13 protein-coding genes and 1 pseudogene are annotated in these 18,465 nt (G+C 73.1%); 10 read left to right on the top strand and 4 right to left on the bottom strand.

The features are described 5' to 3' along the window. Positions 1 to 186 precede the first annotated feature (186 nt). The 5 genes and pseudogenes from purN to GA0070618_RS14790 all read left to right on the top strand — a co-directional run. Positions 187 to 804: pseudogene (gene purN, locus GA0070618_RS34265) on the top strand (phosphoribosylglycinamide formyltransferase); the annotation flags it as partial. Continuing rightward, positions 805 to 2,376, top strand: coding sequence for a bifunctional phosphoribosylaminoimidazolecarboxamide formyltransferase/IMP cyclohydrolase (purH, locus tag GA0070618_RS14775; RefSeq protein ID WP_197701789.1), 1,572 nt, complete (start codon positions 805 to 807; stop codon positions 2,374 to 2,376). It begins immediately after the preceding pseudogene. 376 nt (positions 2,377 to 2,752) lie between these two features. Further along, a complete protein-coding gene (locus GA0070618_RS14780) occupies positions 2,753 to 3,628 on the top strand; it encodes a bifunctional methylenetetrahydrofolate dehydrogenase/methenyltetrahydrofolate cyclohydrolase (protein WP_088982149.1) in 876 nt (291 codons plus the stop codon). A 79-nt stretch (positions 3,629 to 3,707) separates the two neighbouring features. Then, the gene (locus GA0070618_RS14785) at positions 3,708 to 4,658 is read left to right on the top strand and encodes a malate dehydrogenase (protein WP_088982150.1); all 951 of its coding nucleotides are present in this window, start codon (positions 3,708 to 3,710) and stop codon (positions 4,656 to 4,658) included. A gap of 262 nt (positions 4,659 to 4,920) precedes the next feature. Then, on the top strand, positions 4,921 to 6,138 hold the full coding sequence (locus GA0070618_RS14790; RefSeq protein WP_088982151.1) for an NADP-dependent isocitrate dehydrogenase: 1,218 nt from the start codon (positions 4,921 to 4,923) through the stop codon (positions 6,136 to 6,138). 319 nt (positions 6,139 to 6,457) lie between these two features. Here the strand turns inward: GA0070618_RS14790 and galT are convergent, their stop codons facing one another. The 3 genes from galT to cysC form a co-directional block, all read right to left on the bottom strand. Next, on the bottom strand, positions 6,458 to 7,531 hold the full coding sequence (galT, locus tag GA0070618_RS14795) for a galactose-1-phosphate uridylyltransferase (protein WP_088982152.1): 1,074 nt from the start codon (positions 7,529 to 7,531) through the stop codon (positions 6,458 to 6,460). Continuing rightward, positions 7,528 to 8,340: a DeoR/GlpR family DNA-binding transcription regulator gene (locus tag GA0070618_RS14800; protein ID WP_088982153.1), complete on the bottom strand. Its 813-nt coding sequence runs from the start codon at positions 8,338 to 8,340 to the stop codon at positions 7,528 to 7,530. Before GA0070618_RS14800 ends, galT begins: the two co-directional genes overlap by 4 nt. Before the next feature lie 292 nt (positions 8,341 to 8,632). Then, positions 8,633 to 10,162 carry an adenylyl-sulfate kinase gene (gene cysC, locus GA0070618_RS14805; RefSeq protein WP_088982154.1) on the bottom strand — a complete coding sequence of 510 codons (1,530 nt, stop codon included), beginning with the start codon at positions 10,160 to 10,162 and terminating at the stop codon, positions 8,633 to 8,635. Positions 10,163 to 10,618: 456 nt separating this feature from the next. On the opposite strand from cysC, the gene GA0070618_RS14810 reads away from it, so the two are divergent. Genes GA0070618_RS14810 through GA0070618_RS14825 form a run of 4 tightly spaced genes read left to right on the top strand, consistent with a single transcriptional unit; the run spans position 10,619 to position 14,037 of the window. Next, entirely contained in the window at positions 10,619 to 11,533 is a 915-nt protein-coding gene (locus GA0070618_RS14810; protein WP_088982155.1) for an ABC transporter ATP-binding protein, read from the top strand. After that, positions 11,526 to 12,413, top strand: coding sequence for an ABC transporter permease (locus tag GA0070618_RS14815; RefSeq protein WP_088982156.1), 888 nt, complete (start codon positions 11,526 to 11,528; stop codon positions 12,411 to 12,413). The genes GA0070618_RS14810 and GA0070618_RS14815 overlap by 8 nt, the downstream gene beginning before the upstream one ends. Further along, a complete protein-coding gene (locus GA0070618_RS14820; protein WP_088982157.1) occupies positions 12,410 to 13,321 on the top strand; it encodes an ABC transporter ATP-binding protein in 912 nt (303 codons plus the stop codon). Before GA0070618_RS14815 ends, GA0070618_RS14820 begins: the two co-directional genes overlap by 4 nt. A 5-nt stretch (positions 13,322 to 13,326) precedes the next feature. Further along, positions 13,327 to 14,037: an ABC transporter permease gene (locus GA0070618_RS14825; protein ID WP_088982158.1), complete on the top strand. Its 711-nt coding sequence runs from the start codon at positions 13,327 to 13,329 to the stop codon at positions 14,035 to 14,037. Positions 14,038 to 14,171: 134 nt separating this feature from the next. Here GA0070618_RS14825 and valS read toward each other — a convergent pair whose 3' ends face one another. Continuing rightward, entirely contained in the window at positions 14,172 to 16,736 is a 2,565-nt protein-coding gene (gene valS / locus GA0070618_RS14830) for a valine--tRNA ligase (protein WP_088982159.1), read from the bottom strand. Positions 16,737 to 16,937: 201 nt separating this feature from the next. On the opposite strand from valS, the gene GA0070618_RS14835 reads away from it, so the two are divergent. Beyond that, on the top strand, positions 16,938 to 18,461 hold the full coding sequence (locus GA0070618_RS14835; protein WP_143740248.1) for a hypothetical protein: 1,524 nt from the start codon (positions 16,938 to 16,940) through the stop codon (positions 18,459 to 18,461). Positions 18,462 to 18,465: the final 4 nt, after the last annotated feature.

Raw genomic sequence — 18,465 nt, forward strand, 5'->3', positions numbered from 1 at the left:
TGACCGCGAGCCGGGCCGCCCGCAGGTGGGGCGGGCCGCTCGCGTGTCGAATATCGAGCGGGGGCAGAGTACCTGCTCGGGGTGACGTCCGGGGTGACCGGCGGGGCGCGGTCCCACGGTGAGGACCGGCTGACGGAGGGTCTGGCCAGCGGAACGGGGCCGTCGCCGGCCCGATAGGGTGACCGGGTGACCGAGCCCGCGTCCACCGCCCGCATCGTCGTCCTCGTCTCCGGTTCCGGCAGTAATCTCCAGGCCCTGCTGGATGCCTGCGCCGACCCGGCGTACGGGGCCCGGGTGGTCGCGGTCGGCGCCGACCGGGACGGCATCGCCGGGCTGGACCGGGCCACCGCCGCCGGGGTGCCGACCTTCGTGGAGCGGTTGAAGGACCATCCGACCCGTGTGGACTGGGACGTCGCGCTCACCGCCCAGGTCGCCGCGCACCGCCCCGACCTGGTCGTCTCCGCCGGTTTCCTGAAGCTCGTCGGCCCGCGCTTCCTGGCCGCCTTCGCCGGCCGCTACCTGAACACCCACAACACCCTGCTGCCGGCCTTCCCCGGCATCCACGGGCCCCGGGACGCCCTCGCCTACGGCGTGAAGGTCACCGGCGCGACCCTCTTCTTCGTCGACGCGGGCATGGACACCGGTCCGATCGTCGCCCAGGTCGCGGTGCCGGTGCGCGACGACGACGACGAGGAGACGCTCACCGAGCGCATCAAGGTGGCCGAGCGGCGGCAGCTCGTCGAGCAGGTCGGCCGCCTGGTCCGCGAAGGTTGGACGATCACCGAAAGAAAGGTCACCGTTGGCGTGAGTACCCCCTCCGACGGGCGCCGGCCGATCCGGCGGGCGCTGGTCAGCGTCTACGACAAGAGCGGGCTGGTCGAGCTGGCCCGGGCCCTGCACGACGCCGGGGTCGAGATCGTCTCGACCGGCAGCACCGCGTCGACGATCGCCGGTTCCGGGGTGCCGGTGACCGCCGTCGAGTCGGTGACCGGGTTCCCGGAGATCCTCGACGGCCGGGTCAAGACCCTGCACCCGAAGATCCACGGCGGCCTCCTCGCCGACCTGCGCAAGGACTCGCACGCCGCCCAGCTCGACGAGCACGGCATCGCCGGCATCGACCTGCTGGTCTCCAACCTGTACCCGTTCCAGGCCACGGTGGCCTCCGGCGCCAGCGTGGACGAGTGCGTCGAGCAGATCGACATCGGCGGGCCGGCGATGGTCCGGGCCGCCGCGAAGAACCACGCCTCGGTCGCCGTGGTGACCGATCCGGCCGCGTACCCGACGGTGCTGGCCGCCCTCGATGCGGGCGGTTTCTCGCTGGCGCAGCGTCGTGTGCTCGCCGCCCGCGCCTTCGCCGAGATCGCCGAGTACGACATCGCCGTGGCGAACTGGTGCGCGGCGCAGCTCGACCCGGAGGAGGCGGACTGGCCCGCCTTCGCCGGTCTGGGACTCCGCGCCCAGCGGGCCCTGCGCTACGGCGAGAACCCGCACCAGCAGGCCGCCCTCTACACCGACCCGGACGCCCCGGTCGGGCTGGCCCAGGCCGAGCAGCTGCACGGCAAGGAGATGTCGTACAACAACTACGTCGACGCGGACGCCGCCTGGCGGGCGGCGAACGACTTCGCCGACCAGCCGGCCGTGGCGATCATCAAGCACGCCAACCCGTGCGGGATCGCGGTCGGCGCCGACGTGGCCGACGCGCACCGCCGGGCGCACGCCTGCGACCCGGTCTCCGCGTACGGCGGGGTGATCGCGGTCAACCGGCCGGTCACCGTCGAGCTGGCCAAGCAGGTCGCGGAGATCTTCACCGAGGTCCTGGTGGCGCCGGAGTTCGAGGCGGGAGCGGTCGAGGTGCTCCAGGCCAAGAAGAACCTGCGCCTGCTGCGTGCCCCGGCCTGGGCCCCGCCGCCGGCCGAGTGGCGGCAGGTCAGCGGCGGTGTGCTGGTGCAGATGGCCGACCGGGTGGACGCCCCCGGCGACGACCCCGCCGCCTGGCGGCTGGTGGCCGGCGAACCGGCCGACGGCGACCTCCTGCGCGACCTGACCTTCGCCTGGCGGGCGGTCCGCTCGGTTAAGAGCAACGCGATCCTGCTCGCCGCCGACGGGGCGACCGTCGGGGTCGGCATGGGGCAGGTCAACCGGGTCGACTCGGCGCACCTCGCGGTGAACCGCGCCGGGGCGGACCGGGCCCGGGGCGCGGTCGCCGCCTCGGACGCGTTCTTCCCGTTCGCCGACGGGCTCAAGGTGCTGATCGACGCGGGGGTCCGCGCCGTCGTGCAGCCGGGCGGTTCGATCCGGGACGACGAGGTGATCGCCGCCGCCGCCGAGGCCGGCGTGACCATGTACCTCACCGGCACCCGGCACTTCTTCCACTGACCCGCCACCGGCGGTCGCCGGCGCGCCCACTGATGGAGGCGTCGGCGCCCCGCCGATGACGCCGGCGCTCCATCGGCGGTCGCTCACGGTCGCGCACGGTTGCCGGCGCCCGTCGGCGCCGCTGGTGACGGGCGTGCTCTCCGGGTGCCTGCAGGGGCCCCCTGCTACCGGATTCTGCGGAGCAGGGGACCCCCGCAACCACCCCAGCCGGCACCCCGCGCCCCGCCCGTCGGGCCGAGAGGTGACGGAGGGTGAGCACTGGCCCGTGGCCCGACCGTGTGTCACGGGTCCGGATCGCCCCAGGTCGGCGCGGGTGGCACGGGGACAAGGAACGGGTCGGCGGAACGACGGGTGCCGGGCGTGAGACGATCGGGGAGTGACGGCGACGATCCTGGACGGCAAGGCGACCGCGGCGGAGATCAAGGACGAGCTGCGGGTGCGGGTCAAGGCACTGGCGGAGCGGGGCATCACCCCGGGGCTGGGCACGGTGCTGGTCGGCGCCGACCCGGGCTCCCAGGCGTACGTCAACGGCAAGCACCGGGACTGCGCGGAGGTGGGCATCGCCTCGATCCGGCGCGAGTTGCCGGCCGACGCTACGCAGGAGCAGGTGGACGCGGTGCTCGCCGAGCTGAACGCGGACCCGGCGTGCCACGGCTACATCGTCCAGCTGCCGCTGCCGGGTCACCTGGACACCCAGCGGGCGCTGGAGATGATCGACCCCCAGAAGGACGCGGACGGCCTGCACCCGGTCAACCTCGGCCGGCTGGTGCTCGGCTACGACGGGCCGCTGCCCTGCACGCCGCGCGGCATCGTGGAGCTGCTGCGCCGGCACGACGTGCCGCTGCGCGGGGCGAACGTCGCCGTGGTCGGCCGGGGCAACACGGTCGGCCGTCCGCTCGGTCTGCTGCTGACCCGGCGCAGCGAGAACGCGACGGTGACCCTCTGCCACACCGGCACCCTCGACCTGGCCGCGCACACCCGGGCCGCCGACATCGTGATCGTGGCCGCCGGGGTTCCCGGCCTGCTCACCGCCGACCTGGTCCGCCCGGGGGCGGTGGTGGTCGACGTCGGCATCACCCGGGTGATCGGGGCGGACGGCAAGGGCCGCTACACCGGTGACGTCGATCCCGAGGTCGCCGAGACGGCCGGCGCCCTGGTTCCGATGCCCGGTGGCGTCGGGCCGATGACCCGGGCGATGCTGCTGACCAACGTGGTCGAGCGCGCCGAGCGCCAGGTGCCGACTACGTCATAACCGTCCGACCCGGCCGGTCCGGTGCCAGGATGACTGATACGGTCCGGAAAACCGACTGGTAGCAGGGAGTGGGACGACCATGGGTAAGAAGGTCACTGTCGTCGGGGCCGGCTTCTACGGCTCCACCACCGCACAGCGCCTGGCCGAGTACGACATCTTCGACACCGTCGTGATCACCGACATCGTCGAGGGGAAGCCCGCCGGCCTCGCCCTCGACCTCAACCAGTCGCGGGCGATCGAGGGCTTTGAGACCAAGATCGTCGGTGCGACCACCGGCCCCAACGGCGAGGGCTACGAGGCGATCGAGGGTTCGGACGTCGTCGTGATTACCGCTGGCCTGCCCCGCAAGCCGGGCATGAGCCGGATGGACCTGCTGGAGACCAACGCCAAGATCGTCCGTCAGGTCTCCGAGAACGTCGCCCGCTTCGCCCCGAACGCCGTGGTCATCGTCGTCTCCAACCCGCTCGACGAGATGACCGCGCTGGCCCAGATCGCCACCGGGTTCCCGAAGAACCGGGTGCTGGGCCAGGCGGGCATGCTCGACACCGCCCGGTTCAGCAACTTCGTCGCCGAGGCGCTCGGCGTACCGGTGAAGTCGGTGACGACGCTCACTCTGGGCTCGCACGGCGACACCATGGTCCCGGTCCCGTCCCGCAGCAGCGTCGACGGCAAGCCGCTGCGTGACGTGATGCCGGCCGAGCAGATCGAGGACCTGGTGGTCAAGACCCGCAACGGCGGTGCCGAGGTGGTCGCCCTGCTCAAGACCGGTTCGGCGTACTACGCCCCGTCCGCCGCCGCCGCCCGGATGGCCAAGGCGGTCGCCGAGGACTCCGGCGAGGTCATGCCGGTCTGCGCCTGGGTCGACGGTGAGTTCGGCATCTCCGGCGTCTACCTGGGCGTCGAGGCGGAGCTGGGCGCCGAGGGCGTGAAGCGGGTCGTCACCACCGAGCTGGACGCCGACGAGCTGGCCAGCCTGAAGGAGGCCGCCGAGGCGGTCCGGGCCAAGCAGGCCGACGTCGCCAACATGTGACGTCACGCGACCGTCCGGGTCGCCGACGCGCCGACCAGCCCTTGACGGCCGGCCGGCGACCCGGGACGGTGGCGCGGCACCCACAGCCCGGTCGACGCGCTGATCCTCCGGTCCGCCCTCCCGAGCCGATCTCCGATCGCCACGGCGGACCGGAGGATCGTTGCTCGTCCGGGGGAGGTGGAGGGCCAGCTGCGAGGGACCGGGCAAGTTCCAGTACGCTCGTACTGCTTGAGCACGTGTCCCCCGAGAGGAGCGCCGGCCGATGGCGAAGATCAAGGTAAACAACCCGGTCGTAGAGCTCGACGGCGACGAGATGACGCGGATCATCTGGAAGCAGATCCGGGAGCAGCTGATCCTGCCCTACCTCGACGTCGACCTGCATTACTACGACCTCTCGATCCAGTACCGCGACGAGACCGACGACCAGGTCACCATCGACGCCGCCAACGCCATCAAGGAGCACGGCGTCGGTGTCAAGTGCGCCACCATCACGCCGGACGAGGCCCGGGTCGAGGAGTTCGGCCTGAAGAAGATGTGGCGCTCGCCCAACGGCACCATCCGGAACATCCTCGGTGGCGTCGTCTTCCGTGAGCCGATCATCATGTCGAACGTGCCGCGGCTGGTGCCGGGCTGGACCAAGCCGATCATCATCGGCCGGCACGCCCACGGCGACCAGTACAAGGCCACCGACTTCGTCGTCCCCGGCCCGGGCAAGGTGACCGTCACCTACACCCCGACCGACGGTGGCGCCCCGGTCGAGATGGAGGTCGCCAACTTCACCGGCGGCGGCGTCGCGATGGGCATGTACAACTTCGACGAGTCGATCCGGGACTTCGCCCGCGCCTCGATGCGCTACGGCCTCGACCGCGGCTACCCGGTCTACCTGTCGACCAAGAACACCATCCTCAAGGCGTACGACGGCCGGTTCAAGGACATCTTCGCCGAGGTCTTCGAGAACGAGTTCAAGGCCGAGTTCGACGCCGCCGGCATCACCTACGAGCACCGGCTCATCGACGACATGGTCGCCGCCGCGCTCAAGTGGGAGGGCGGCTTCGTCTGGGCCTGCAAGAACTACGACGGTGACGTGCAGTCCGACACCGTGGCCCAGGGCTTCGGCTCGCTCGGCCTGATGACCTCGGTCCTGATGACTCCGGACGGCCGGACCGTCGAGGCGGAGGCCGCCCACGGCACCGTCACCCGGCACTACCGGCAGTGGCAGAAGGGCGAGAAGACCTCGACCAACCCGATCGCCTCCATCTACGCCTGGACCCGGGGCCTGGCCCACCGGGGCAAGCTGGACAACACCCCGGCGGTCACCGAGTTCGCCAACACCCTGGAGCAGGTCATCATCGACACCGTCGAGGGTGGTCAGATGACCAAGGACCTCGCGCTGCTCATCTCGCGGGACGCCCCGTGGCTGACCACCGACGAGTTCATGAACGCCCTGGACGAGAACCTGGCACGCCGTCTCGGCGCCTGATCACGCCCACCACGGAGCCCGTCGGCCACAGCCGGCGGGCTCCGTGCGTCCTGCCGGAGACACCCACGCGCCGCACTGACGCGTCACCGGACGGGGCGTCCGGTCGTTGACAGGGTGGACGTGATGCCAGTCGCGTCCAGGAAGGTTGACCACGGTCGCATGCGACACGTGAGCGCCGACCAGCCAGCCTTCCCGGCTGTCGTGCGCAGCCAGCCGTCCCTTCCCAGCGGGGGGCCCTGTCCCGGGCCCCCCGCGCCCTGTTCCCGCAGCGGACGACGGGTCGGGTGCTGGTCCCGCGCGGACGGTGACGGCCGGTGCCTCAGGCCTCGCGCAGCAACTGCGCGGCGCGTTCCGGCGCGACGTCGCTGATGAAGACGCCCATCCCCGACTCCGTTCCGGCGAGGTACTTCAGCTTGTCCGCCGCCCGCCGGATGCTGAACAGTTGCAGGTGCAGATGGGCCAGCTCGCGGTCGACGCGGACCGGGGCCTGGTGCCAGGCCGCGATGTACGGCATCGGCATGTCGAACAGTCCGTCGAACCGGCGCAGCACGTCCAGGTAGAGCGGGCCGAAGGCGTCCCGCTCCGCGTCGGTCAGCGCCGGGATGTCCGGCACCGGCCGGTGCGGGGCCAGGTGCACCTCGAACGGCCAGCGGGCCGCCGCCGGCACGTACGCCGTCCAGTGCTCGTTCTCCGCCACCACCCGATCCCCGGCGGCCCGCTCCGCGGCGAGCACGTCGGCGTAGAGGTTGCCGCCGGTGCGCTCGGCGTGCCGACGGGCGGCGGCCAGCATCGTCCGGGTCCGGGGCGTGACGAAGGGGAACGCGTAGATCTGACCGTGCGGGTGGTGCAGGGTCACCCCGATCTCCACGCCCCGGTTCTCGAAGCAGAAGACCTGCTCGACCCCGGGGAGCTCGGCCAGGGCGGCGGTCCGGTCGGCGAGCGCGTCGAGGACGGTCCGCACCCGGTCCGGCGGCAGGTCGACGAACGCGGCGTGGTGGTCGTCGGTGAAGCAGACCACCTCGCAGCGGCCGAGCCCCGGTCTGATCTCGGTGAACGGGGTGACACCCGGCGGCTCGTCGGCGATCCGCTGGCTGAGCGCGGGGAAGCGGTTCTCGAAGACCACCACGTCGTACCCGGAGGCCGGGATCTCGCTCCGCCGGTCATCCCGGGAGGGGCAGAGCGGGCACTGGTCGGCCGGGGGGAGGAAGGTGCGGGCCTGCCGGTGCACCGCCACCGCCACCCACTCGTCGAGCAGGGGGTCGTAGCGTAGCTGCGACGCGGGCGGGGGCGGGGGCAGTTCCCGCCGGTCCGGTTCGTCGCGGACGACGTCGTCCCGCTCGTCGAAGTAGATCAGCTCACGACCGTCGGCCAGCTTGGTGACCGTACGTCTCATGCCGGTGTCCCTTCCGTCGCCGGGCGACCGCCCGGCGACCGCTCCACGACGATCAGCTCCCGCACCCGCTCGCCGAGCACCCGGCGGCCCTCCTCGGTCAGCCGGTCGTCGACCACCACCACGTCCGCGCAGTCCAGCCCGCCGATCGAGCAGAGGCCGACCAGCCCCCACTTGGTGTGGTCGGCGAGCACCACCAGTCGGTCGGCGGAGGACATCAACGCCTGGTTGGTCTCCGCCTCCATCAGGTTCGGCGTGGTGAAGCCGGCCCGTTCGCTGATGCCGTGTACCCCGAGGAAGAGCACGTCCAGGTGCAGGGACCGGATCGCCGCCACGGCCAGCGGCCCGACCAGCGCGTCCGAGGGCGTCCGGATGCCGCCGGTGAGGATGACCGTCTGGTCCGGTCGGCCGCCGGCGTGGAAGACCTCCGCCACCGGCAACGAGTTGGTGACCACGGTCAGCGCCGGCACGTCGACCAGGCGGCGGGCCAGCGCGGCGGTGGTCGTACCGGCGGAGAGGGCGACGGCCGCGCCGGGGCGGACCAACCGGGCGGCGTGCGCGGCGATGATCGCCTTCTCGGCCGGCTGGCGTACCGACTTGGCGTCGAAGCCGGGTTCGTCGGCTGCCGAGGGGTCGGCCACCGTGGCTCCGCCGTGCACCTTGGCCAGCAGGCCCTGGGCGTCCAGGGCGTCCAGGTCGCGGCGGATGGTCATGTCGGAGACGCCGAACTCGGCGGCGAGGTCGCTGACCCGTACACCGCCGGTCGCCCGCACCCGCTCCAGGATGGCCGCTTGTCGCTGCCGCGCCAGCATCTCCAGCCTCCGCTCCCGTGCCGTCCGACTTTCCCGAACGTGTTCCAACAAAGATGAACACTAGCGCGGCGCGTGCACGATGCGGAAGGCGGCCGGCGGGCATGCGGCAGCCGGCGTTCGCCGACGGTGTGTCGGAGGCCCCACCCCGGCCGGTACCACCGGCGACCATGGCGTACCGCCGGGTGTTCCCGGGTCGGGCGGTCCCGGCTTGGACAGTCCCGGGTCGGGCCGGCCCGAGGCCGGTGGGCGGAGGTGTGGCGGCCGAGGCCGTGCTGGAGGACGGACGGTCAGGTCAGGCCGGAGTCAGGCGGGGCTCGACCCAGCCGACCTCGGTCAGCAGGTGCAGCACCCGCTGCACCGCCTCCTCGATCGAGATGTCCGAGGTGTCCACCACCAGGTCCGCGTCGGTCGGCTCTTCGTACGGGTCGTCGACGCCGGTCATCCCGGTGAGCAGTCCCGCCCGGGCCCGGGCGTAGAGACCCTTGCGGTCCCGCTGCTCGCAGGTCTCCAGCGGGGTGGCGACGTGGACCAGCACGAAACCCGCCCCGGCGGACTCCGCCATCTCCCGCGCGGTCGCCCGCGCCTGGGCGTACGGGGCGATCGGGCAGCAGATCGCCACCCCCCGGTGCCGGGCGATCTCGGCGGCCACCCAGCCGATCCGCCGCACGTTGAGGTCCCGGTCCGCCCGGCTGAACGTCAACCCGGCGGAGAGTTCCCGCCGCACCACGTCCCCGTCGAGCAGGGTGATCGTCCGGTCCCCGGCCTCCCGCAACGCGTCGGCGAGCCCACTGGCGATCGTCGACTTGCCGGACCCGGAGAGCCCGGTCAGGAAGACCACCAGACCGCGGTGCCGCAGCGGCGGCCGGGCGCGGGCCAACTCCTTCGCCACCGCCGGTGGGGTGTGCCACTCCGGCAGCGGGAAGCCCCGGTCCAGGTGGTCGTCGATCTCCTCCTGGCTGAAGGCCAGCCGCCGGTTACGCGGCGGGATGTCGTCCCGCCAGCGCCACTGCCCGTCCCGGTTGTCGTAGGCCAGTTCCCGGGGCACCAGCACCCGTAGCCCGGCGCCGGAGAGCGTCTCCTCGGTGGAGAGCAGGTGGGTCACGCCGTAGGCGGCGGAGACCCGGGCCCGCAAGAGCGCGTCGCTGATCTCGTCCCGCCGCCGGGTCAGCGGCACCGTGATCAGGGTCGCCGGGGGCATCCGGTCCCGGGCGGCGAAGACCGCGCGGACCAGCGCCTCGGACGGCAGACCGCCGGTGGACTCCTCGCCGACCGGGATCATCAGCAGCAGGTGCGCGCCGAGCGTCCGGGCCGCGTGCGCGATCTGGGCGAGCTGCGGCCGGTGCAGCGGCCGGTCGGCGATCACCCCGAGCACCCGCCCGGGTGGCAGCAGCGCCCGGACCTCCTCCGGGGTGCGCCGCAACCGCTGGAACGGGGCATGGCCGCCGTCGCCGATCCGTTGGACCGGGCCACCCAGCCCGGCGGTGCCGTCCCGGCCGGACCAGACGTCCCGCACGTCGAGCGCGGCGAGCGGGGCGCCCTCGCCGTCGGTGAGCACCAGCACCCGGCCCGCCGGGTCGTCGGGCCGCAGCCCCTCGGCCACGGCCGCCGGCACCTGGAGGGTGACCGGCACCGGCCAGGGCGTGCCGTTGGCGAGCCGTCCCCGGCGACTGAGCGAGGTCAGGTCGGCCCGCGTCATGAAGCCGGTCAATGGCGCGTACGCCCCGCTCAGCAGCAGCTCCAGGTCGGCGAGCTCGACCGGGCGCGGTGTGAACACCGGCGCGTCCCGGAGCACGTCGTCGGGCAGCACCCAGCCGTTGCTCATCACACCCCCCACTCGCTGACCGGCACACAGTTTCGCAGCCGACCGGCGATCGGTCGAGAGTGCCACCCCACGATCACGCTCCCCGGACCGCCGTACGGCTCCCCGCGCTGCTGTCTGGTGCCCCGGTGCGGACCGTTCGCCGTGGACAGCGACGCTGGTCAGCGCGGTGCCGTCTGCCACGGGCCGCATCCGGCCGGCCGAATCGTCCCGTCCGGATGTCGTACGGTCGATCTCCGTGAGACGTCCGCCGTCGGGAACCCGTCACCCCGACCGCCCCGGCCGGCGCGGTGGGGCCGCCGGACGCGCCGGCCGGCCGGTACGTGACTCCTCGTCTCATCGTCCGCACCCTGTGTGACCTGCGGGGACGTGCGCGGTCGCCCCCTAGTGGAGCGTGCCACGGAGGATCAGGGGCGGACCTGATGTCCCGGGGTGCGCCGGCTCCCTAGGCTGAGCGGCGTGACACTGCTCGCGACCGAGTCGCTGACCAAGACCTACGGTGGACGGGTCACGGCGCTGGCCGACCTGACCGTCGCGGTCGAACCGGGAATCGTCGGGCTGGTCGGTGCCAACGGCGCCGGAAAGTCCACCCTCATCAAGATCCTGCTGGGCCTGCTCGCCCCGACCAGCGGTTCCGTCCGGGTGCTCGGCCTCGACCCGACCGCCGACCCGGCCGCTGTCCGGGCCCGGGTCGGCTACATGCCCGAACACGACTGCCTCCCGCCGGACCTCTCCGCCGCCGAGTTCGTCACCCACCTCGGCCGGATCAGCGGGCTGCCCCGCACCGTCGCCCGGGAACGGGCCTCCGAGGCGTTGCGCCACGTCGGCCTCTACGAGGAGCGGTACCGGCCGGTCGGCGGCTACTCCACCGGCATGAAGCAGCGGGTCAAGCTGGCCCAGGCGCTGGTGCACGACCCGGACCTCCTCCTGCTCGACGAGCCGACCAACGGCCTCGACCCGGCCGGCCGGGACGCCATGCTCAACCTCGTCCACCGCATCGGCAACGAGTTCGGCATCTCCGTGGTGGTCTGTTCGCACCTGCTTGGCGAGGTCGAGCGGATCTGCGACACGCTGGTCGCCATCGACGGCGGACGGCTACTGCGCGCCGACCGGATCTCCGCGATGACCTCCGCCACCGACATCCTCGCCGTCGAGGTCAGCGAGGGTACGGACGAGCTGGCGGCCCGGCTCGCCGCACTCGACCTGCCGGTGGGCCGGGACGGCCGGATGCTGCTCGTCCCGCTCGCCGACGAGCGGACCTACGACCTGATCCTCGGCGCGGTCGCCGAGCTGGACCTGCCGCTGCACCGGCTCGACCAGCGCCGGCACCGGGTGGCCGAACTCTTCGCACCGAGGGAGTCGATCAATGCCTGAGCCGACCGGGGTCATCCACGACATCGGTTACCAGCGCTACGCCGGGCCCCGCCTCGGCCGCCGCCAGGTCTTCGGCGCGCTCTACGGGCACGGACTGCGGACCGCGTTCGGCCTCGGTCGCAGCGCCAAGGCCAAGATCTTCCCGTGGCTGATCGTGGCGATCGTCGTCGTGGTCGCCGCCGGCGCGACCGCGGTGCGGACCCAGATTGGCGAGGTCGTGCTGACGTACGCCCAGTTCGCCGACGCGATGAGCTGGCTGGTGATCTTCTTCGTCGCGGTGGTCGCGCCCGAGTTGGTCTCCCGCGACCTGCGCAGCGGCGTGCTCCCGCTCTACTTCTCCCGACCGCTGCCCCGCTCCGACTACCCGCTGGCCAAGCTCGCCGCCCTGATGACCGCGCTCTGGCTGCTGCTCGGTGCGCCGCAACTGCTGATGTTCGTCGGGGCCGCGTTCACCACCGGCAAGGGCTGGCGGGGCGCCTGGGACGAACTGCTCGACCTGCTGCCCGGGTTGCTCTACGCCGGGCTGTGGGCGGTGGTCTTCGCCTCGGTCGGGCTGCTGGTCGCCTCGCTCACCGGCAAGCGGGCGTTCGCCGCCGGTGGCGTGGTCGCGGTGTTCCTGATGACCACCCCGATCGTCGGCACGCTCCAGGTGATGCCCTCGAACACGGTCAACGAGCTGGCCTTCCTGGCCTCCCCGTCCACCCTGGTGCAGGGGATCGGCGGCTGGGCCCTCGGCGACCTGCTCGCCTCGCCCGGTGGTGGCTCGACGGCCCTGCCGATCGGCGGGTTCGGTCCGCTCTACGCCGTGGCCGCCGTCCTCCTGGTGGCCGGCTCCGTCGCGCTGCTGCTCGCCCGCTACCGGAAGGTCGCCTCCGCATGAGTGAACTGACCCTTACCGGCGTCTCCCGCTGGTACGGCAACGTGGTGGCGGTCAACGACGTCACCATGTCCCTGGGCCCCGGGGTGACCGGCCTGCTCGGTCCGAACGGGGCTGGCAAGACCACCTTGCTGCACATGATGGCCGGATTCCTCGCCCCCTCCCGGGGCACGGTCACCCTCGACGGCGAGCCGACCTGGCGACACCCCGACGTCTACCGGCGGCTCGGCCTGGTCAGCGAGCGCGAGGCGGTGCAGACCTTCCTCACCGCCTACGAGTTCGTGCTGGCCAGCGCGAAGCTGCACAAGCTGCCCGACCCGGCGGAGGCGGCCCGCCGCGCGATCAACCTGGTCGAGCTGGAGGGCGCGCAGGACCGACGGATCGGCACCTACTCCAAGGGCATGCGGCAGCGGACCCGGGTGGCCGCGGCGCTGGTGCACGACCCGCAGGTGCTCCTGCTCGACGAGCCGTTCAACGGCATGGACCCACGCCAGCGGCTGCACATGATGCAGTTGCTGCACCGCCTCGGTGACGCCGGCCGGACGATCCTGTTCAGCTCGCACATCCTGGAGGAGGTCGAGCAGGTCTCCGGCACCGTGCAGGTGATGGTGGCCGGCCGGCTGGCCGCCTCCGGCGACTTCCGCACCATCCGCCGGCTGATGACCAACCGGCCGCACGTCTTCGCCGTCCAGTCCACCGACGACCGGGCGCTGGCCGTGGCGCTGATGGCCGAGCCGTCGGTCAACGGGGTCGAGCTGGACCGGTCCGGCCTGACCGTACGGGCCGGCGACTACGGGGCGTTCACCCGGGCGCTGCCCCGGATCGCGCTCGGCCAGGGCATCCGGGTGCGGCGGCTGCTGCCCGAGGACGAGTCCCTGGAGAGCGTCTTCTCCTACCTGGTGGAGGCATAACTGACATGTCGACCGTCACCTGGATCACCGCGCGCGGCCTCTTCGGCCGCCGCCGGTCCCTGATGCTCGTCCCGTTGCCGTTGATCCTGGTCGGGTTGGCGGTGCTGTCCCGGGCGCTCGGCGTCGACCCCGGCCAGTGGGCGCCTCCGGTGCTGGTCGGGCTCGGTCTGGCCGTGGTGCTGCCCGTGGTCGCCCTGATCGTCGGCACCGGCGTGCTGGGCGCCGAGATCGACGACGGCACCGTGGTGCACATCCTGACCAAGCCGCTGCCCCGTTGGCAGATCGTGCTGCCGAAGCTCGGGGTGGCGGCCGGCGTCACCGCGGTGTCCTGCGCCGTGCCGCTGTACGTCGCGGGGGTGCTCGCCCACTCGGTCCGGTTCGGCCTGGCGCTGGCGCTCGCGTCGGCGATCGGCGCGCTGGCGTACTCCGCCCTGTTCGTGGCGCTCAGCCTGGTCACCCGGCGGCCGGTGCTGCTCGGCCTGGTCTACGTGCTGATCTGGGAGGGGCTGCTCGGCAACTTCGTGAGCGGCACCAAGGTGCTCTCCATCCAGCAGTACGTGATCGCGCTGGCCGACCGGATCGCCCCCACCGCACTGCTGTCCACCACGGTCACCGTGCCGGTGTCGGCGGTGATGACCACGCTGGTCGTCGTCGGCTTCACCGTGCTGGCCGTCAACCGGCTCCGCTCCTTCAGCGTGGCCGGCGAAACCAGCTGAGGTGGTAGCAGGGGTCCCCTCCTCCTTCTCCGGTGGTAGCAGGGGTCCCCTGTTCATCAAAGAGGAGTAACAGGGGACCCCTGCTACCAACCAACCCGCCCGCCCAGCGTCGCCGGTCGGGCGGTCGGCGGTCGTCAGAAGGCGCAGGCGATGACGAGTTCCGTGGTGCGGTCGGGGACCGGGTCGAGGGTGGTGATCCGGCCGGCCGCGCGCACGTCGTCGGCGACCAGGGCGAGCTGGTCGAGGACGGCGGCCGGGGCGAGCGCCTCGGCCAGCGGCACCTCGGTCCGCATCGAGAGCTTCCGCTCCGACTTGGCCCGCCGCACCTGGCTCAACGCGTCCCCGGCCAGCCGCAGCAGCGCCGGGTCACCGGTGCCCCGGACCGCGCGTTGGACCTCGTACGTGGTGGGCCAGGGCGCACGGTGCACCGAGCCGTACCGCCACCACGACCAGACCTCCTCGGTCACGTACGGCAGCACCGGGGCGAAGAGCCGCAACTGCACCGACAGCGCGGTGGCGAGCGCCGCGCGGGCCGAGTCCGCCCCGGGCCCGGTGCCGTAGGCGCGTTCCTTCACCAGCTCGATGTAGTCGTCGCAGAACCGCCAGAAGAACGCCTCGGTCGCCTGGAGGGCGGCCGTGTGGTCGTACCCGTCGAAGGCGGTGGTCGCCGTGGCGACCACGCCGGAGAGTTCGGCGAGCATGGCGGTGTCCAGCGGTTCCGTCGCCGGCGCGCGCAACGCGTCAGCGGCGCCCAGCCCGAGGGCGAACTTCGACGCGTTGAGGATCTTGGTGGCCAGCCGCCGCCCGATCCGGATCTGGGCCGGGTCGAAGGCCAGGTCCATGCCGGGCTTGCCGCTGGCCGCCCAGTACCGCACCGCGTCCGAGCCGTGTTCGGTCAGCAGCGCCATCGGGGTCACCACGTTCCCCTTGGACTTGGACATCTTCTTCCGGTCCGGGTCGAGGATCCAGCCGGAGAGCACGGTGTCCCGCCAGGGCAGCACCCCGTGCTCCAGGTGGGCGCGGACCACGGTGGAGAAGAGCCAGGTACGGATGATCTCCTGTCCCTGGGGCCGCAGGTCCATCGGGAAGACCCGGGCGAACAGGTCCGGGTCGGTCTCCCAGCCACCGACGATCTGCGGGGTCAACGACGAGGTGGCCCAGGTGTCCAGAACGTCCGGGTCACCGATGAAACCGCCCGGTTTTCCGCGTTGCGCCTCGTCGAAGCCGGGCGGCGGATCGCTGGACGGGTCGATCGGCAGCGTGGACTCCTCCGGTGTGAGAGGCTGGGTCCAGACCGGCTCGCCAGCGTCGTCGAGCCGGTACCACACCGGCACCGGCACGCCGAAGAACCGCTGCCGGCTGACCAACCAGTCGCCGGTCAGGCCGCCCACCCAGTGCTCGTAGCGGTGGCGCATGTGCCCCGGCACCCAGTTCAGCTCCGCACCCCGGTCGAGCAGCGCCGAGCGCAGCTCCGCGTCCCGACCGCCGTTGCGCAGGTACCACTGCCGGGTGGAGACGATCTCCAACGGCCGGTCGCCACGCTCGTAGAACTTCACAGGGTGGGTGATCGGACGGGGCTCGCCGACCAGGTCACCCGCCCCGGTCAGCAGTTCCACCACCGCCCGACGGGCACCGTTCACGCCCTGCCCGGCCAACGCCGCGTAGGGCTCCGCCGGCACGCCGTGCGGCGGTTCCGGCAGCAGCCGCCCGTCCCGGCCGACCACCACCCGGGTGTCCAGGTCCAGGTCCCGCCACCAGGTCACGTCGGTGAGGTCGCCGAAGGTGCAGACCATCGCGACGCCGGTGCCCTTGGCCGGGTCCGCCAGCGGGTGCGCGCGCACCGGCACCTCCACCCCGAAGACCGGGGTACGCACCACCGTGCCGACCAGGTCGGCGTAGCGCTCGTCGTCCGGGTGGCAGACCAGCGCCACGCAGGCCGGCAGCAGCTCCGGCCGGGTGGTGTCGATCAGCACCTCCCGCCCGCCGGCTGCGTGGAACCGCAACCGGTGGTACGCGCCGGGCCGTTCCCGGTCCTCCAGTTCCGCCTGGGCCACGGCGGTGGCGAAACCGACGTCCCAGAGGGTCGGCGCCTCCGCCTGGTACGCCTCGCCGCGCGCCAGGTTGCGCAGGAACGCCCGCTGCGAGGTGGCCCGCGCCACCCGCCCGATCGTGGTGTACGTCAGCGACCAGTCCACCGACAACCCGAGCCGCCGCCACAGCGCCTCGAAGACCTGCTCGTCCTCGCCGGTGAGCCGCTCGCACAGCTCCACGAAGTTGCGCCGGGAGATCGACGTCGGGTTCTTCCGGGCCGCGTCGTCCACCGGGGCGTCGGGTGGCGTCCAGTCCGGGTCGTACGGCAACGACGGGTCGCAGCGCACCCCGTACACGTTCTGCACCCGGCGCTCGGTCGGCAGCCCGTTGTCGTCCCAGCCCATCGGGTAGAAGACCGCCTTGCCGCGCATCCGCTGGAAGCGGGCCACCGTGTCGGTGTGCGTGTACGAGAAGACGTGTCCCATGTGCAGCTCGCCGGATACGGTCGGCGGCGGGGTGTCGATCGCGTATACGTCCGCCCGCTCCCTGCTGCGGTCGAACGCGTACGTGCCCTCCTCCTGCCAGCGGCGCGCCCAGGTCTCCTCGATGCCGTCCAGGGTCGGACGCTCGGGGACTCCGGCGCGGGCCGTCCTCGCCGTATCAGTCATCGGTCGATCGTAGATCCGGACCGGCTCCGCCCGCCGGGAGTAAATCTCCCCGGTCGCCGGCCGGGCGTGGATGGCCAGGCCCCCGCCGCCACGGCCGGGGTGCCGGGTGGCCGACCTGTGACAGCATCGACGCTCGACGACGGGTGACGACGTCGCCAACCGGACGTCGGTGGCGTGCCGCCGGCCGGAGAGGAGGCGGGCGTGCGGGTCGACCGGGTCACCGGAGCGCCGGGGAGCGGGCCGTCGCCGGCCGGGCGGGCACCCGAGCCGGCCGGTGTGGTCGGGGCGGTGGCGGCCTTCGCCGTGGGAGTGCTCTCCGGGGCCGCGCTGCCGGCGTTGACGATGCTCACCGGCTACACCGACCTGACGCCGTTCGCGCCGGTGCGCGCCGGGGTGCTCGCCCCGATGGTGCTGGCCCTCGCGGTGGCGGCCGGTGCCCTGCCGTACCGGGTCGGCGGCTGGCCGGTCGCCCTCGCCGGGCTGCTGCTCGCCGGGGTCAACGACCTGGTCGCGGCCGGCGGGATGCTGCTGCCCGCCAACGCGGTCGCCGCCGGATACGTGTCGGCCGTCCTGGTCGGGGCGGTGGGGGTCGGCCTGGCCCTCGGCGGTGTGCTCCTGGTGGCTGGCGGGTCGGTCCGCGCGGTGCGGGTGCCGGTGGCGGTCGGGCTCGCCGCCGGCCTGGTCGGGCAACCGGCGTGCAGCGCGCTGCTCCGGGCGGCCCTGCCGGTGCCGGGCCGCGTACAGCCGTACCAGATCTCGCTCTGGCTGGCCGTGGCGTTGGTCGCCGCCGCGCTGCTGCTCTCCTGGCGGCGGGGCGGCCCCGGGCCGGCCGGCGGTTCGCTGCGCTGGACCCCGGTGCCGGTGGTGGCGGCCGTCGGGCTGCTCGTCGCCGCCGGGTTCGCGGTGCGCTGGTCGGTGGTCCGGGCCCGGCTCCGGCCGGGCCAGGGACTGGAGGAGGCCGCCGTGACCGCGGTCCGGCTGCTGGTCGTGCCCCTCACGGTGGTGGCCGGGCTGCTCCTGCTCGGGTACGCGCTCCGCGCGCTCGGTGTGGTCGGCGCGCGCTGGGTGGTGCTCGCCGTCGCGGCCGGCCCGATCGCCGTGACCGGCGGCGGGCCCACCGGCGTCGTCGCGCCGGCGGTGACCTTCCTGGCCGCGCTGACCGGGCTCGCCGCAGTGGCGGGCGGCGTGGCCCTGACCCGGTACGCCGAACGGATCCTGCCCTGGGACGCCCTCGGGATCGTGCTGACCGCCGTGGCGCTGCCGCTGGCCACCCCGGCGGTCCGCCTGGAACTGCCGGTGGCTGCGGGGGCCGGCGTGGTGCTTACCGCTCTCGGCCTCGGCCTGGCGCTCGGCTCCGGCCTCACCCTCGTCGTCACCCGCGAACCCGGCCTGGCCTGGCAGTCGGTGCCGCTTCCCGCGCCGGCCCCCGGGCCCGTCTCCCGCCCCACGCCGGCTCCCGGTCCCGTCTCCCGCGCCGACGTGGACAAGGGTTGGCGCAGCGCCACGCTGCTGGTCGGCGCGGCCGGCTGGGTGCTCGCCGCGCAGGCCGCCACCCCGCTGGCGATCCGGTCGCAGGCCGCGCCGCCCGGACTGCTCCCGCCGCTCGCCCTCCCGCTGCTCACCGTCGCCGCCGCCGTGCTGCTCGCGCTGTTGTTCGGCCTCGGCCTGCTGGTCGACCGCCGTCGTCCCGCTCCCGAACCGGTAGTGCTGCGACGCACGACCTGACCTG

This window comes from Micromonospora echinospora, assembly GCF_900091495.1.
In the GTDB taxonomy this organism is placed as follows: domain Bacteria; phylum Actinomycetota; class Actinomycetes; order Mycobacteriales; family Micromonosporaceae; genus Micromonospora; species Micromonospora echinospora.